This window comes from Thioalkalivibrio sp. K90mix, assembly GCF_000025545.1.
Classification (GTDB): domain Bacteria; phylum Pseudomonadota; class Gammaproteobacteria; order Ectothiorhodospirales; family Ectothiorhodospiraceae; genus Thioalkalivibrio.
The window spans coordinates 1,978,998-1,993,542 of record NC_013889.1 but is presented as its reverse complement, the minus strand read 5'-3'; the positions used below and the strand labels follow the sequence as shown (position 1 = coordinate 1,993,542).

The 14,545-nt window shown below is 65.9% G+C and carries 14 protein-coding genes; 6 read left to right on the top strand and 8 right to left on the bottom strand.

Going from position 1 to position 14,545, the window contains the following annotated elements; all coding sequences use genetic code 11:
- Positions 1 to 13: 13 nt before the first annotated feature.
- The 5 genes from TK90_RS09420 to TK90_RS09400 all read left to right on the top strand — a co-directional run bounded on the left by TK90_RS09420 (position 14) and on the right by TK90_RS09400 (position 2,873).
- On the top strand, positions 14 to 715 hold the full coding sequence (locus TK90_RS09420) for a succinate dehydrogenase iron-sulfur subunit (RefSeq protein ID WP_012983243.1): 702 nt from the start codon (positions 14 to 16) through the stop codon (positions 713 to 715).
- A 136-nt stretch (positions 716 to 851) separates the two neighbouring features.
- A complete protein-coding gene (locus TK90_RS09415; RefSeq protein ID WP_012983242.1) occupies positions 852 to 1,106 on the top strand; it encodes a succinate dehydrogenase assembly factor 2 in 255 nt (84 codons plus the stop codon).
- A complete protein-coding gene (locus TK90_RS09410) occupies positions 1,060 to 2,013 on the top strand; it encodes a NifU family protein (RefSeq protein ID WP_041444261.1) in 954 nt (317 codons plus the stop codon). Before TK90_RS09415 ends, TK90_RS09410 begins: the two co-directional genes overlap by 47 nt.
- Positions 2,014 to 2,056: 43 nt before the next feature.
- Entirely contained in the window at positions 2,057 to 2,470 is a 414-nt protein-coding gene (locus tag TK90_RS09405; protein WP_012983240.1) for an ATP-binding protein, read from the top strand.
- Positions 2,471 to 2,537: 67 nt separating this feature from the next.
- Entirely contained in the window at positions 2,538 to 2,873 is a 336-nt protein-coding gene (locus TK90_RS09400) for an STAS domain-containing protein (RefSeq protein WP_012983239.1), read from the top strand.
- A gap of 45 nt (positions 2,874 to 2,918) precedes the next feature.
- Here TK90_RS09400 and TK90_RS09395 read toward each other — a convergent pair whose 3' ends face one another.
- Together TK90_RS09395 and TK90_RS09390 are read right to left on the bottom strand one after the other, a co-directional pair.
- Positions 2,919 to 3,122 (bottom strand): hypothetical protein, encoded by a 204-nt coding sequence (locus TK90_RS09395; RefSeq protein WP_012983238.1) that lies wholly within the window; start codon positions 3,120 to 3,122, stop codon positions 2,919 to 2,921.
- A gap of 44 nt (positions 3,123 to 3,166) precedes the next feature.
- Positions 3,167 to 3,391, bottom strand: coding sequence for a hypothetical protein (locus tag TK90_RS09390; RefSeq protein ID WP_012983237.1), 225 nt, complete (start codon positions 3,389 to 3,391; stop codon positions 3,167 to 3,169).
- Between the two features lie 294 nt (positions 3,392 to 3,685).
- On the opposite strand from TK90_RS09390, the gene TK90_RS09385 reads away from it, so the two are divergent.
- Positions 3,686 to 7,027 (top strand): bifunctional diguanylate cyclase/phosphodiesterase, encoded by a 3,342-nt coding sequence (locus TK90_RS09385; RefSeq protein WP_244406381.1) that lies wholly within the window; start codon positions 3,686 to 3,688, stop codon positions 7,025 to 7,027.
- Here the strand turns inward: TK90_RS09385 and TK90_RS09380 are convergent.
- The 6 genes from TK90_RS09380 to TK90_RS09355 form a co-directional block, all read right to left on the bottom strand.
- The gene (locus tag TK90_RS09380) at positions 7,024 to 7,401 is read right to left on the bottom strand and encodes a winged helix-turn-helix domain-containing protein (protein WP_012983235.1); all 378 of its coding nucleotides are present in this window, start codon (positions 7,399 to 7,401) and stop codon (positions 7,024 to 7,026) included. The two genes, TK90_RS09385 and TK90_RS09380, sit on opposite strands and share 4 nt — an antisense overlap.
- A gap of 180 nt (positions 7,402 to 7,581) precedes the next feature.
- Positions 7,582 to 9,540 (bottom strand): acetate--CoA ligase, encoded by a 1,959-nt coding sequence (gene acs / locus TK90_RS09375; RefSeq protein WP_012983234.1) that lies wholly within the window; start codon positions 9,538 to 9,540, stop codon positions 7,582 to 7,584.
- 89 nt (positions 9,541 to 9,629) lie between these two features.
- The gene (locus TK90_RS09370) at positions 9,630 to 10,370 is read right to left on the bottom strand and encodes an exonuclease domain-containing protein (RefSeq protein ID WP_012983233.1); all 741 of its coding nucleotides are present in this window, start codon (positions 10,368 to 10,370) and stop codon (positions 9,630 to 9,632) included.
- A 40-nt stretch (positions 10,371 to 10,410) separates the two neighbouring features.
- Positions 10,411 to 12,258: a putative nucleotidyltransferase substrate binding domain-containing protein gene (locus TK90_RS09365; protein WP_012983232.1), complete on the bottom strand. Its 1,848-nt coding sequence runs from the start codon at positions 12,256 to 12,258 to the stop codon at positions 10,411 to 10,413.
- 234 nt (positions 12,259 to 12,492) lie between these two features.
- Entirely contained in the window at positions 12,493 to 14,271 is a 1,779-nt protein-coding gene (locus TK90_RS09360) for a sodium:solute symporter family protein (RefSeq protein WP_012983231.1), read from the bottom strand.
- Between the two features lie 7 nt (positions 14,272 to 14,278).
- Entirely contained in the window at positions 14,279 to 14,542 is a 264-nt protein-coding gene (locus tag TK90_RS09355; RefSeq protein ID WP_012983230.1) for a DUF4212 domain-containing protein, read from the bottom strand.
- Between the last annotated feature and the right edge of the window lie 3 nt (positions 14,543 to 14,545).

Below are 14,545 nucleotides of genomic sequence, written 5' to 3'. Positions count from 1 at the left end.
AAGGAACAGACGGATGGAATTCTCGATCTACCGCTTCAACCCGGAGACGGACACGCTGCCGAAGATGCAGCGCTTTACCCTGCCCGACGACCAGGTCGAGCCGGGGATGATGCTGCTGGATGCGCTGCTGTTGCTGAAGGAGCAGGACGATTCCCTGGGCTTTCGCCGCTCCTGCCAGCACGGGGTCTGCGGCTCCGACGGCATGAACATCAACGGCATGAACGGCCTGGCCTGCATCACGCCGCTCGCGGATCTGGAGGCGCCGGTCACGCTGCGCCCGTTCCCGGGGATGCCGGTGATCCGTGACCTGATCGTGGACATGGACAATTTCTGGGAGCAGTACCGAAGAGCAGAGCCCTGGCTGGTCAACGACAGCCCGGAGCCCGAGGTCGAGCGCAAGCAGAGCCCTGAGGATCGTGACCAGCTGGACGGTCTGTACGAGTGCATCCTGTGCGGCTGTTGTTCCGCCGCCTGTCCGTCCTACTGGTGGAATCCGGACAAGTTCCTGGGGCCGGCTGCGCTCTTGCAGGCCGCGCGCTTTATCCAGGACAGTCGCGACGAGGCCACCGATCATCGGCTGGCACAGCTGGATGATGCCTGGAAGCTCTATCGCTGCCACACCATCATGAACTGCACGCAGGTGTGCCCGAAGGGCCTGAACCCCAGCCGGGCGATCGGCGATATCCGCCGCACCATGCTCAAGAAATCGCTGTGAGCCTCCTGCTACAAAACGGCGGTTCAGCCCCCGTAGGAGCCTGCTTGCAGGCGAATGCCCCCGCCAAAGCCAGACGCGGGCAGAGGCTTCGCCTGCAAGCAGGCTCCTACAGGGGGGCTGGCGGGGTTTTTGGGTGATGGAGCCCGACAGCCGAACCCGCTGGCGCTGCCGCCGCGGCATGCTGGAGAATGACTGGCTGCTCGGGCAGTTTCTCGCGCAGGGATATGCGCAACTGGACCAGGAGGGTCGCGATGCCTTCGAGCGCCTGCTCGACTACCCCGACAACGTGCTGCTGGACGTGGTCATGGGGCGCCAAACCACGGTGGATGACGGGATAGCCCGGCTTGTCCCGGCGATCCGCGCCGCCGCTCAGGCTGCGCCTGCACCCTGACCCCGTTTTGCCGCGGCTCGCGCTGGCCGGGCAGATCCTGCTGGTCGTGGCCGTTTCCGGCTTTGTGCTGGTCTACAGCCCGTTGTGGATGCTGCTGCCGGTCTGGGGCCTGACGGTCATCGGCTGGTGGTGGCAGCGGCGTCATCAGACCCCGGACTGGGCCTGGCTGGGGCAGACGCCGGAGGGGAATACCTGGGTCGCGACGCGCGAAGGCTTGCGTCAGGAGCAGGTCACCTGGGTCGAGTTGTTGCCCGACAGCCGGGTCCTGGCCGGGACGGTCCTGCTGGTGCTGCGCGAACGAGACGGCGAACGGCTGTGGCGGCTCTGGTTGCATGCCGCGCGTATGGATGCTGATGACCTGCGCCGGCTGCGAATGCGCCTGCGCTGGCCGCCGGTCGCGCCACCGGAATCCGGTTGGCGCGTGCGGCTTCGGGCCGGTCGGGAACGGGCCGTTGCTATACTGGCGCAAATGCGATCAGGCGGAGGGCCGACGATGGCGGGACCCGACAAGGCACAGGTGATGGTGGATGTCTCGCATCTGCTGAGCGACGACCCGGATCACGTGTACAGCGAGGACGAACTGGACGCGATCGAGGAACTCGATCCGGAACTGGCCCTGCGCCTGGATCGGGCACAGACCTTCGCCGAGCGTGAGGCGGCCGATGTCCCGGCGGATGGTCCGATTGACGAGGACGCGGTGCGTGCCGCCATCGAGGAAGCCCGGCGCATCCTGATGCAGGACGGCGGCGATATCGAATTCGTGGAGCTCGACGGGCGCACCGTGCGGGTCCGCCTGAAGGGGGCTTGCGTGGGTTGTCCGCGTTCGACCCTGGATCTGAAGAACGTGGTCGAGCGCCTGGTGCGCTCGCGCGCGCCGGGGGTTGCCAGCGTCGCGAATACCTTTTGACTCGACGGGCGTTCGCTCGCCGAGCGCCAGCAGGGAGTGCATGATGCAGCGGGCTTTTCGGATCCAGACTGAACTGCGGGAGATCCCGCGCCTGGCCGAGCAGGTGGAGGCCTTCTGCGAGGAAGCGGGTGTCTCGATGTCCTCGGTCTACCCGATCAATCTCGTATTGGACGAGTGGCTGACCAATCTGATCACCTACGCCTTCGATGACGGCGCGGACCACACCATCGAGGTGGACCTGCGCAAGGCGGATGACGGGTTGACGATCACGGTCACCGACGATGGCCAGGCCTTCAATCCGCTGACTGATGCCCCCGAGGTCCAGCTTGACGGCGATATTGATTCGCGCCAGGTCGGAGGCCTGGGGATTCATTTCATGAAGACGCTGATGGACGAGATCGACTACCGATCCGCCGATGGCGTCAATCGCCTGACCCTGCGAAAGCAGCCGGTCTGATCCGATTGCTGCGGGGCGAGTTGCGGGGCGAGAGATCCATTCAACACAACACAGGCAAAGCGAACCGATGCAAGTCAACGAAGAGACGATCGACGGCGTGCTGGTCGTCAGTCCGGCCGGGCGTCTGGACAGCAACACCTCGCCGGAATTCGAGGCCCACCTGTTCCAGCGGATGGAGGAGCATCCGTCGTTGGTGATCCGTTTTGGTGACGTCGACTATATCTCCAGCGCGGGGCTGCGCGTGATGCTGATGACCGCGAAGAAGGTCAAGCAGAACGGCGGGCGGCTGGTGCTGTGCGAGATCGGTGATCCGATCCGCGAGGTGTTCGAGATCAGTGGGTTCTTGACCATCCTCGAAGTGTGCGACGACCCCCGCGGGGCCGTGGAGCGCGTCAACGCCTGACAGGAATACCCGGCCCGGGAGCGGGCCGGGTGGCAGAACGGATCATTAATCCGCCGGGGGCATGTATTCGTGCCGGATGTGGTCGGGCTGCGCGGGCAGCTGGATTCCGGCCTCTTCCAGGGCCTCGGCCAGTTCCTCGCACTCGTCCAGTTCATCGGCGCGCTTTTTCAGTGTGGCCAGGGCATCGGAGGCCTCCGCCTCCGGCATCGTGATCACCAGTTCGCCGTTTTCGGCCTTTTCCAGATGCATAACGTCCTCCTTGCGGGTTCCGTGTGTATACGAGCGGGCTCGTGTCAGTCCTCGATCGATGGCTGCTTGGGCGCGTGCTCGTCGAAGGCGTGCGGCGGCTGCCGGAATTCGTTTTCCAGCTCGTAGACACCCTGTTGCAGTACGGAGCCGAGTGCGCGGGCACCGTTGCTGATCTCGCCCTCGAGCTCGGTGATGTTCTCCGCGATGCTCTCGGCGGTCTTCTTGTCGATCTTCAGGGTCAGGATCCCGTCCTTCAGTGTGGCCTCCATGTCGTGCTCCTTGTCGTCAGGTGGATGACTGGTGGCCCGATCGGCCCGTCGGGCTGGCGGGTACTCAATTGATCTGCGTCAAATGGCGTGCCTCCGGTTTCCGGTATGCTGCTGCGGTTGCGCTGCTACTGTGAGTGGAGACAGCCCCTGGCTCGTGAGGGTTCCACTGGATGCTGCGGAATCCACTGCAGGCGAGCTTCATATCGCCCGCCTCAATGTACTCCTGTATCGGACGCTATTGATGATCCTTGTGGGTCTTCCGTTCAGTGTCGCCCGACAGAGGGGACTCATTCCTTGAAAGCGTTGGCACAAACCAGGCGATCGCGGGCCCCCGAATGGATTGCCGGGACCTTCTTCGTGCTGGGCGTGCTGTGGATCATCCTGTCCGATGTCGCTGTTGCCTGGTGGCTGGGCACCGGCATCGGCGATGTATTAACCCTGGCCAATCTCGGCAAGGGCCTCGGATTCATCATCGTGTCGGCTTTGGCCCTTTATCTGGCGATGAGTTGGAGCGCCGTCGGGCAACTGGCCGGCGCCCGCGCGTCATCGTTGACGTCCTCTACCCCGAGGCGTTTTGGCCCAAAGCGCTTTGGAGCGGGTGGCTGGACGGTGCTGGCCCTTGCAGTCGCCCTGTCCACGACCGGTATGGCGTTTGGTACCTGGCAGATCCAGGCGACCTCCGCGAAGGATCAGGCGCGTGAGGATCTGCGCCGATCGGCCTTTCTCAAGGGTGGCCTGCTGGACCGCTGGCTGGCGGAGCGCGAGGGTGATGCGATGGTGCTCGCCCAGGCGCGGGACTTCTCCGTCTTTGCGCGAACCGCCGTTCTGGTGCAGTCGCCGCTGGCGCTGGAACAGGTACGTCATCGCCTGGAGTTGATGCATGAGCGTTACGACTACGACGCCATTTCGCTGATCGACCGGGACTGGCGGCCCATCGTGGAGGTGGGGCATAACTCGCTGGACGATGTCGCGGTGGACAAGGCGGTCACGGAGGCCCTGGTCAGCGGTGAGGTAAGTGCCCCCTACCTGCATGCGAATGCCCGGGGCGAGGTGCGGATTAGCTGGGCGGTCCCGGTAGCGGACCGAGTCGATCCGGACGGCGAGCCGGTCGCCGTGGTCGTGCTGTCCTCCGGGATCGAGATGTTGCGTGCGCTGCTGACCGTTGGCGAGGAGGCGGGGACGGTGGATCCCCATGTGGTGGCCCGGGACGACACACGCTGGGCCACGATTGCACGAATCGAGGCACAGGGCGGCCATATCATCGACCCGCCGGAGGCCTTCGCGCGCTTGCGCCACGAGATTCTCGACCGTGAACGAGAGGGTGTTAGCGTAGCGCTGTTCGATGATGCCGATGGGGGGTTTCTGGCGGGCGTCCAGCCGCTGTCGGCACCGGGATGGGACCTGATCCTCAAGCGCAATGTTGCGTCCCTGGCGATCGCACCCCGCCAGCAGGCGCTATGGATGGGGGCCGCCACGCTGTTTGTCTGGTTGATCATGCTGGCGGCCGGTGGCCTGCTCTGGCGCCAGCAGTGGCTGCGCCAACATCTGGTACTAATGCATTCGCATGCCGAGCAGGACCGTCTGCTGCGGCTGTACTTCGATATGCCGTTTCTGGGTATGGCGATCTCGTATCCGGGCGGCAGGGGCTGGGAGCGGGTCAATCCGTTCCTGGCACAGATGCTCGGCTACTCGCCGGAAGAACTGGTCCGGACCGACTGGGATCGTCTGGCCGTACCCGAGGATCGCAGCTGCGAAGCGCCGCTCGATGCGGCCATGCAGGCCGGCGAGCGCGACGGGTACAGCATCGAGAAGCGGCTACTGAGACGGGATGGCCGGGTGCTCGTCGCGGACATCGATGTGAAATGCACGCGCACGGCCGATGGCGCCATCGATCGCGTAGTCGCGACCATTGAGGACATCACCGAACGCCGGGAGCAGGAGGAGCGCCGGCGGCTGGCGTCGGTGGTGTTCGAGAACACCCGCGAGGGTGTGGTGATTACCGACGCCACCGCCCACATCCTGTCGGTCAATCGTGCATTCACCGAGTTGATGGGATATACCCAGGACGAGGTCGTGGGGCGCACGCCCAAGATGTTCCAGTCGGGGCGACACGACCAGGCCTTCTACGCCAACATGCGGCGTCAACTCGAGACGGAAGGGCACTGGCAGGGCGAGATCTGGAACCGGCGCAAGACCGGCGAGATTTTTCCCGAACTGCAAAGCATCACGGCAGTGCGCGATGACCAGGGTCGCCTGACCCACTATGTCTCCGTGTTCGCGGATATCTCCCGTCTCAAGGCCTCGGAGGCCGAGCTCGACTTTCTCGCGCACCATGACCCCCTGACCGAGCTGCCCAACCGCCGGTTGCTGCGGGCCCGACTGGCGCAGGCGATCGCGCTGATGCGGCGACGTAATGGTTTACTGGCGATCCTGATCATCGACGTCGACCGTTTCAAGGACATCAACGACTCGAGAGGGCATGCCGCGGGTGATCGCCTGCTGAAGATCGTCGCCGATCGCCTCCAGGCGGGGCAGCGGGGTACCGACACGGTCGCCCGCCTGGCCAGCGACGAGTTTGCCGTGCTGGCGGACAATCTGGCGCATGTGGACGATGCCGCGCTGGTCGCCGAGGACATCCTTCGCGAAGTGGGACGCCCGGTCGATCTCGGCGACGGCGTCGAATTTGAGATTGCGGCGACGATTGGCATCGCCGTGTTCCCGGACCACGGGGCGGATGCCGAGACGTTGCTGCAGCAGGCCGGTACCGCGCTGTCGCGTGCCAAGGAGGACGGGCGTGGCGGCTATCGCTACTACTCGGATGCGTTCACCGAGGCGGCCCGCGAACGCATCGACCTGAATGCGCGGCTGCGGCGCGCGATCGAGCAGGACAGCCTTGAGGTTCACTACCAGCCGCAGTATCGCGTCAGTGATGGTGTGCTGATCGGGGCCGAGGCCCTGCTGCGCTGGACCGACCCCGAACTGGGCCCCGTATCGCCCGGACGCTTCATCCCGGTAGCGGAGCAGACGGGCCTGATCGTGGAGCTGGGTGACTGGGTGCTGCGGCGTGTGCTGGCGCAGGGGCAGGCCTGGCGCGATGCCGGCTATCCGGCTGTACGCCTGGCGGTGAATGTCTCCGCACTCCAGTTTCAGCGGGTGGCGATCGACCATCAGGTGGCCGATCTGCTGGAGGGGCATGGTTATCCGGCCAAGTACCTGGAACTGGAGATTACCGAGTCGGCGCTGATGTCCGACCCCGAGCGCGCCCGGCGTATCCTCCAGCGCCTGCGCGAGCGGGGCGTGAGCTTCGCGGTGGACGATTTCGGGACCGGGTATTCGTCCATGGCCCAGCTCAAGCGCTTCCCGGTCGATACGCTGAAGGTCGACAAGAGTTTCGTGGATGGCCTGGCGGCGGGTGCGCACGATGCCGATGATCGCTCGATTGCGCGGGCGATCGTGGCGCTGGGGCACGGGCTGGGCCTGAGCGTGCTGGCCGAGGGGGTCGAGACCCGCGAGCAGCTCGGCGCGCTGCGCGAGCTGGGCTGCGATCACTACCAGGGTTATCTGGCCAGCCGCCCGCTACCTGCCGAGCATTTTGCCGCGCTGCTGGCCGAAGGATTGGTGGCGGAAGAGTATTAGTCCGGGCGTGCCGAGTCGGCCAGGAATTCGCTGAAGGCGTCCAGTTCCGCGCGGATGGCCGCCGTCGCGCGGGCTTCCATCTCCCGGTAGCGCGCCAGTACCCGCTCGCCGAACTCCGTGACCTGTGCACCGCCACCACCTGAGCCGCCCTTGGCGGTCTCGACCATGGGCTCGCGGAAGCTCTGGTTCATCGTCTCGACCAGATCCCAGGCGCGGCGATAGGACATGCCGACACTGCGTGCTGCGGCGGAGATGGAGCCCTTCTCGCGGATGGCCTCCAGCAGCATGGCCTTGCCCGGGCCCATGGCCGTGACCTCGCCGAGCAGCACACGCAGGCGCGGGGTTTGCGGGTGATCGGAGTGGTGCGTCGTCATGCCTTGGGTGCCCCGGGTGGAACGGATATGGTGCCCGGAATGCGTATCTCCGCCAAGGCACGAACGGTAGGAGGCCAGCCCTCTGGCCGATCAGCCCTTTCCGGCGCCCGATCGGCCAGAGGGCTGGCCTCCTACAGGAAGATCAAAGCAGGGCCGGGGCGATGGGCCCCGGACCGTGACTCAGGCCTTGCCCTGGAGCTGCGGGATCACGGCCTCGTTCTCGAGCGTCGAGGTGTCCGAGGTGATCTCCTCGCCCTTGGCGATGGAGCGCAGCAGCCGGCGCATGATCTTGCCGGAGCGGGTCTTGGGCAGGCCGTCGGCAAAGCGGATGTCGTCCGGCTTGGCGATCGGGCCGATCTGATCGGCCACCCAGTTGCGCAGGTCCTTGATCATCGCGTCGGCCTCGTCGCCGGTCAGGCGGTCGCCCTTCAGGATCACGAAGGCCACGATGGCCTCGCCTTTCACATCATGCGGACGCCCGACCACGGCGGCCTCGGCCACCTCGGCATGTGCGACCAGGGCCGATTCGACCTCCATGGTGCCCAGACGATGGCCGGAGACGTTCAGCACGTCGTCGATGCGGCCCATGATCCAGAAGTTGCCTTCGGAATCGCGGCGCGCGGAGTCGCCGGCCAGGTAGTACTTGCCGTCGAACTTGGGCCAGTAGGTGTCCTTGTAGCGCTGATCGTCGCCCCACACGGTGCGCAGCATCGACGGCCACGGCTTCTTGATTACCAGGTATCCGCCCTGATCGGCGGGCAGGCTGTTGCCGTTCTCGTCCACCACGTCGGCGTCGATGCCGGGCAGGGCCTGGGTGCAGGACCCGGGCACCAGGGTGGTGGCACCGGGGATCGGGGCGATCATGTTGGCGCCGGTCTCGGTCTGCCACCAGGTGTCGACCACCGGGCAGCGTTCACCGCCGATCACGCGGTAGTACCACATCCAGGCCTCGGGGTTGATCGGCTCGCCGACCGTGCCCAGCAGCCGCAACTTCGACAGGTCGTACTGGGCGGGGAAGTCATCACCGGCCTTCATCAGCGCGCGGATCGCGGTCGGGGCGGTGTAGAACACGGTCACGCCGTGGTCCTGGCACATTTTCCACCAGCGGCCGGCATCGGGCACCGTCGGCACGCCCTCGTAGACGACCTGCGTCGCGCCGACCGCCAACGGGCCGTAGGCGACGTAGGTATGGCCGGTGATCCAGCCGACATCGGCGGTGCACCAGTAGACGTCGTCGCCCTGCAGGTCGAACACCCACTGGTTGGTGATAATCGCGCCCAGCAGGTATCCGGCGCTGGAGTGCTGGATGCCCTTCGGCTTGCCGGTGGACCCGGAGGTATAGAGCAGGAAAAGGGGGTGCTCGGACTCGACCCATTCCGGTTCGCAGTCGACCGACTCGCCATCCACGGCGTCGTCCCACCAGATGTCGCGTTCGTCCTGCATGGTCACGTCGTTGCCGGCGCGCTTGCAGACGATGACCTTCTCGACGTCGGCCGGATTGGAGTCCAGCGCCTTGTCGACATTGGCCTTGAGGGCTACGGTCTTGCCGCCGCGCACGCCACCATCCGCCGTGATGACCAGCTTGGCGCCGGAGTCGACGATGCGGTCACGCAGGGCATCGGCGGAGAATCCCCCGAAGACCACCGAGTGGATCGCGCCGATGCGGGCGCAGGCCTGCATGGCGATCACGGCCTCGGCGTTCATCGGCATGTAGATGATCACCCGGTCGCCCTTTTCAACACCCATGGTCTTGAGCGCGTTGGCGAGCTTCCCGACCTCGTTGTAGAGGTCGCGGTAGGTCAGGTTGCGGGTCTCGCCATTTTCCGCCTCGAAGATGATCGCGGTCTTGTTGCCGCGCACTTCAAGATGACGGTCGATGCAGTTGTAGGAGACGTTCATGCGCCCGTCGGCGAACCAGCGGTAGTGTGGTGCGTTCGAGCTGTCCAGACCCTCGGTGAACTCGGTCTGCCAGTCGATCTTCTCGCGCGCGAGGTCACACCAGAAGCCCTCGTAGTCGGCGTCGGCCTTCTTGTGCAGGGCCTCGAGATCTTCGGGCTTCAGACGGGCGTTCTTCGTGAACTCCGCCGGCGGCGCGAAGTGACGGGTCTCGTGCAGCGTGGACTCGATGGTGTCGCTCATCAGGGCCTCCGTGATTCAGTTCGGGAATCGTGATCAATTCGTGGGCATTTTGGGAGCTGAGGATAGCATGTCGACCGCCGGGATCCGTGCTACCAGAGCCACCCAGGGCGGAACAGCACGCGCTCCAGCGGGACTTGTGCCTCCGGAGAAAGCTGGCTGACCAGGGCGACGAACAGCTCGCCGGCGGCCAGGGCGTCGAACAGCGCGTCGTGTGCGCGGTACTGCGGCAGATTGTAGCGTCCGCGCAGGGTGTGAAGGCGCATGCCATCCGCCGGGATCGGGCGCCCCGCGCGCCGCAACTGGCGCTCCGCCAGGCGCAGGGTATCCACTACCGGGAGCGGTGGGCGCACGCCGTACAGGCGATAGCACGCCTCCTCCAGAAAGCCGAGCTCCAGTGCGGCGTGATGGGCGACCAGGACGCGCCCCTGAAGCACCTCGAACAGGGCATCGAGGGCGCTGTCCACGGTGGTCCCGCCGGCCGCCTCGCGGTCGGTGATGCGGTGGATGACCGCGCTTTGTTCCGGCACCGGGCAATCCGCGCGTACTAGCCGCTGATCGGCGGTCGACAGGTCGATGCGTACACCGTCCATCGCCACCCAGCCGATGCTCAGGATCGCATCGTGCTCCGGGTCGAGCCCCGTGGTTTCGAGATCCACTGCGAGAAAGCGGCAGTCCGCCACCGCTTGCCGAGCGGAGGGCAGGGGTGACTCCAGGCAGGCCCGCAGGGCCCCTGTCGGGGCGTGTTGCGCCGCCCGCTGGCGGCGGTAGCAGAAACGCCAGTGCCCGATGGGGCGCACCCAGGGCGTGTCCTCCGGCGGTGGGCAGGGCATCAGGAAGCCTCGGACGGGTACATGCAATTCAGGGGACGGGTCACCCGTGTACCTGCTCGGCCTGGGCCAGGGCGGCCTTCTGCGCATGGGCCACCAGGCGAAATGCGTTCTTCAGGTGGCTGCGCTCCAGCCCGGACAGCTCGTTCGGGGACAGGGCGTTGTCGGGGGCGGACCCGCGCCGGATCTGCTCGGCCTGCAGGCGTGTGCGCAGCGTGGCGATGAACTGCCAGGCGTCGATCAGGTCGGCGCCTGTGCCCTCCGACAGAACACCCGCGTGGCGGGCGGCCCGCAGCCGCTCGAGCGTGCTGCGGGCGTCCGACCCGGCGCGCAGGGCAAACACCCGGGCTAGCGCGACGATCGGCATCAGGCCGCGCATCTTCAGGTCCAGGGTGTCGGCGTGTTCGCCCCCGCGTTCGAGTACGAACTGGCGAAAGAATCCCAGCGGCGGGCGCACTTCCCGTGCCTGGTCGGCGAGCATGCGCAATACCGCCTCGCTGCGATAGCCCTGTTCCAGGGCTGTGTGGCGTACGGGTTCGAACAGGCGGGTCGGGCCGTGGATCACGCGCAGATCGAGGTAATGGGTGGCGAGCATCGCATCGCGCGGTGAGGGATGGCTCAACACCCGCCGAATCTCGTGCTCCCAGTCGCGGGTCGAGCGCCGCCAGTGGGGCTGGCTCGGGTCGACATCGCCCGGGCAGCGGCGGATGCCGCAGGCCGCCAGGCCTTCGCCGACCTCCTCGGCCAGGCGCTGGAACCAGGCGTCGGCATCGGGGGGTGCCGCATCGTCGTAGACCAGTGCCGTGTCCTGATCGGTATGCACCATCTGTTCGTGCCGCCCCTGACTGCCGCTGGCCAGCCAGGCGTAGGCGGCCGGCGCGGGACCGAGCTTCGCTTCTGCCTGTTCGATCAGGCACTGCGTGAGGGTGTCGATCACCGTGGTGATGGTCTGGCCGATCTGGGTCGCATCGGCCCCGGCCTCGACCAGCTGCACCTGCAGGCTGGGCAGGGCACGCATCACGTCACGCAGGGCGTCGAGGCCGTCGGCGCGGCGCAGGTCGCGTACCAGGTACACCGCGCTGGTGCCCTGATGGCGGATCAGGTCGGTGCTGGAGAGAATGCCGACCAGCGGGCCGTTCTCGCCATTGGTGACCGGCAGATGATGGATGTCCCGCCGCGCCATGCGCAGCAGGGCATCGAAGGCTGGAGTGTCGCGGCTGACCGCGGCGACCGGCTGCGCCATGCATTCGGCCACGCTGCATCCGGGGTCGGTGCCTGCAGCCAGGGCATGGCGCAGGTCGGTGTCGGTCAGGATGCCCACCGGGATGTCTCCCTGGCCGGGCGCGTGCAGCAGCAGGGCGGAGATGTCCGCTTCGGTCATGCGCTGGGCCGCCTCGCGCAGGGTGAGGCTGGTCGGCGACATGATCGGGCGCGGTGTCATCAGGGCGCGCACGGGGGTAGTCAGCAGGCTGCGCTCGCCCGCGGGCGAGGTCGCCGCTGGTGCCCGCAAGCGGTCGGTGTCGAGATCGACAAATTCGCGGAAGGCCTCGTCCCGGCCGGCGAGGTCGCGGGCACGGTCGGCCTCCAGCTGGTAGATCAGGGCATCCTCGGTGATACGGCCGTGCAGGTTGCTGGCGTGAGTGGTGTTGAGCAGGTCGCCTTCGCCCAGACGGTCCTGGAGCTGGTCCCGGGCGTCGTACAGTTCGGCGGCCCCGGTGCGCACGATCCACAGCTCGCCGGGGGGCGCATCGGCGGGCGGGAACGGGCTGTCCTCGCGCAGGTAGCGCAGGGTCAGACGGCGAACAAGACCCGTGCGCGTCTCGGCGGGCAGGCGCGCGAGTTCCGGGCAGCGTTCCAGGAACTCGCGAATCTCTTCCAGTTCACCGTTCATCTGCGTACCGGGCAACCTTCGTTCGCGGCGTGGGTGGTGGGTGGGGTCAGAGCAATTCTCCAGCGCCCCTTCCGGGTACTGGAGAATTGTCCCGAAGGAAAAAAGGCCGACCCGGCATGTGCCGGGCCGACCCCGGGGAAGCGTTTGCTTCCCTTCGTTGCATGAATGTCATGCATGTCCATTCATGGTGGGCCGACAGGCCCGGTCATGCCGGCGGCATGACCGGGCACGGCATCAGCTCGGGTTGTCGGTGCGCGGAACACGCACGCTTTCCACCAGCTCCTGGATATGCTGCGGCGGCTCCTTGGTCAGCTTCATCACGATGTAGGCCGCGACGAAGTTGAACACCGCGCCAATGGCGCCGAAGCCGGTCGGGTTCACGCCGAACAGCCAGTACTCCTCGGTATCCGGGAGCATGGCGGTGCCGGAGAAGAAGAACCACCCCTTGTAGGTAAAGATGTAGAGCAGGGTGGTCACCAGACCGACCAGCATGCCGGCGATCGCGCCTTCCTTGTTCATCTTCTTCATGAAGATGCCCATCATCAGGGTCGGGAACAGCGAGGCCGCGGCAAGACCGAAGGCGAGTGCGACCACCTCGGCCGCAAAGCCTGGTGGATTGAGCCCCAGATATCCCGCGAACAGGATTGCGCCTGCCATGGCGATCCGTCCCGCCAGCAGCTCGTTCTTCTCGCTGATTCGAGGCATGAAGACCCCCTTCAGCAAGTCATGCGAGATGGCCGACGAGATGGCCAGCAACAGACCGGCCGCAGTCGACAGGGCCGCCGCGATACCACCGGCCGCCACCAGCGCGATCACCCAGCCCGGAAGCCCGGCGATCTCGGGATTGGCCAGCACCATGATGTCGCGGTCGAGGGTTACGATCTCGGAGCCTTCCCAGCCGTATTCCTCTTCCGCCATCGCGGCGAACTCTTCGTTGGCATCGTTGTAGTACTGCATGCGGCCGTCTTCGTTCTTGTCCTCGAACGCGAGCAGACCAGTCTGTTCCCAGCGCTCCATCCAGGCCGGCTTGTCCTCGTAGGCCAGGTGGCCTTCCTCGGTGCCGATTTCGCCCGGATGCACGGTGTTGACGAGGTTCCAGATCGCCATCGCACCGACCGCCGGGGCGGTGGTGTAGAGGATGCCGATGAAGACCAGCGCCCAGCCGGCGGACTTACGCGCATCGCGCACACGCGGAACGGTAAAGAACCGGATGATCACGTGCGGCAGACCGGCGGTACCGATCATCAGCGCCATGGTCAGCAGGAACATGTTGAGCATGCTCATGCCGCCCTCGGTGGCCGTGTACATGGTGAAGCCAAGATCCACCATCGTCTGGTCCAGGGCCTCCAGCAGGTAGGTGTCCTGACCCTGCAGGGTGGAACCCAGGCCGATCTGCGGGAACACCTGGCCGGTGAGGGTCAGCGAGATGAAGACCGCCGGCACGGTGTAGGCGAAGATCATGATCACGTACTGCGCGATCTGGGTGTAGGTAATCCCTTTCATCCCGCCGAGCACCGCGTAGATGAACACCACCGCCATGCCCGAGATCAGGCCGATGGCCAGCGGCACTTCGAGGATGTTGGAGAACGCAATCCCGACGCCACGCATCTGTCCGATCACGTAGGTGATGGACATCGCCAGCAGCGAGACGACCGCCACCACGCGTGCAACCTTCGAGTAGAACCGGTCACCGATGAATTCCGGCACCGTGAACTTGCCGAACTTGCGCAGGTACGGGGCCAGCAACAGGGCCATCAGCACGTAGCCGCCGGTCCAGCCCATCAGGTAGGCGCCCCCGGTGAAGCCGAGGAACGCGATCAGGCCGGCCATGGAGATGAACGACGCGGCGGACATCCAGTCCGCCGCGGTGGCCATCCCGTTGGCGATCGGGTTGACGCCGCGCCCGGCGACGTAGAACTCGCTGGTCGAACCGGCCCGCGCCCAGATGGCGATGCCGATGTACAGGGCGAAGGTCGCCCCGACCACGAGAAGACTTAGGGTCTGTTGATCCATGACAGGCTTACTCCTCGTGGACGTTGTACTTGCGATCCAGGACGTTCATGCGCCAGGCATAAACGAAGATCAGGATGATGAAGGTGTAGATCGCGCCCTGCTGGGCGAACCAGAAGCCCAGCGGATACCCGCCGATCGAGAACGCGTTCAGCGGTGCGGCCAGAATGATCCCCAGCCCGAAGGACACGAGAAACCAGATGGCAAGGCAGATCGCCAACAGGCGCAGATGCGCGCGCCAGTAGGCCTGCCGGCTCAGGTCTTCTTGTGACATGAC

What these genes read in the sequence shown, in the direction of transcription:
- TK90_RS09365 (WP_012983232.1), bottom strand. Translation starts at nt 12,258, where the DNA reads ATGAACGGTGAACTGGAAGAGATTCGCGAGTTCCTGGAACGCTGCCCG.
- TK90_RS09395 (WP_012983238.1), bottom strand. Translation starts at nt 3,122, where the DNA reads ATGCATCTGGAAAAGGCCGAAAACGGCGAACTGGTGATCACGATGCCG.
- TK90_RS09370 (WP_012983233.1), bottom strand. Translation starts at nt 10,370, where the DNA reads ATGCCCTGCCCACCGCCGGAGGACACGCCCTGGGTGCGCCCCATCGGG.
- TK90_RS09390 (WP_012983237.1), bottom strand. Translation starts at nt 3,391, where the DNA reads ATGGAGGCCACACTGAAGGACGGGATCCTGACCCTGAAGATCGACAAG.
- TK90_RS09405 (WP_012983240.1), top strand. Translation starts at nt 2,057, where the DNA reads ATGCAGCGGGCTTTTCGGATCCAGACTGAACTGCGGGAGATCCCGCGC.
- TK90_RS09355 (WP_012983230.1), bottom strand. Translation starts at nt 14,542, where the DNA reads ATGTCACAAGAAGACCTGAGCCGGCAGGCCTACTGGCGCGCGCATCTG.
- acs (WP_012983234.1), bottom strand. Translation starts at nt 9,540, where the DNA reads ATGAGCGACACCATCGAGTCCACGCTGCACGAGACCCGTCACTTCGCG.
- TK90_RS09380 (WP_012983235.1), bottom strand. Translation starts at nt 7,401, where the DNA reads ATGACGACGCACCACTCCGATCACCCGCAAACCCCGCGCCTGCGTGTG.
- TK90_RS09360 (WP_012983231.1), bottom strand. Translation starts at nt 14,271, where the DNA reads ATGGATCAACAGACCCTAAGTCTTCTCGTGGTCGGGGCGACCTTCGCC.
- TK90_RS09415 (WP_012983242.1), top strand. Translation starts at nt 852, where the DNA reads ATGGAGCCCGACAGCCGAACCCGCTGGCGCTGCCGCCGCGGCATGCTG.
- TK90_RS09420 (WP_012983243.1), top strand. Translation starts at nt 14, where the DNA reads ATGGAATTCTCGATCTACCGCTTCAACCCGGAGACGGACACGCTGCCG.
- TK90_RS09400 (WP_012983239.1), top strand. Translation starts at nt 2,538, where the DNA reads ATGCAAGTCAACGAAGAGACGATCGACGGCGTGCTGGTCGTCAGTCCG.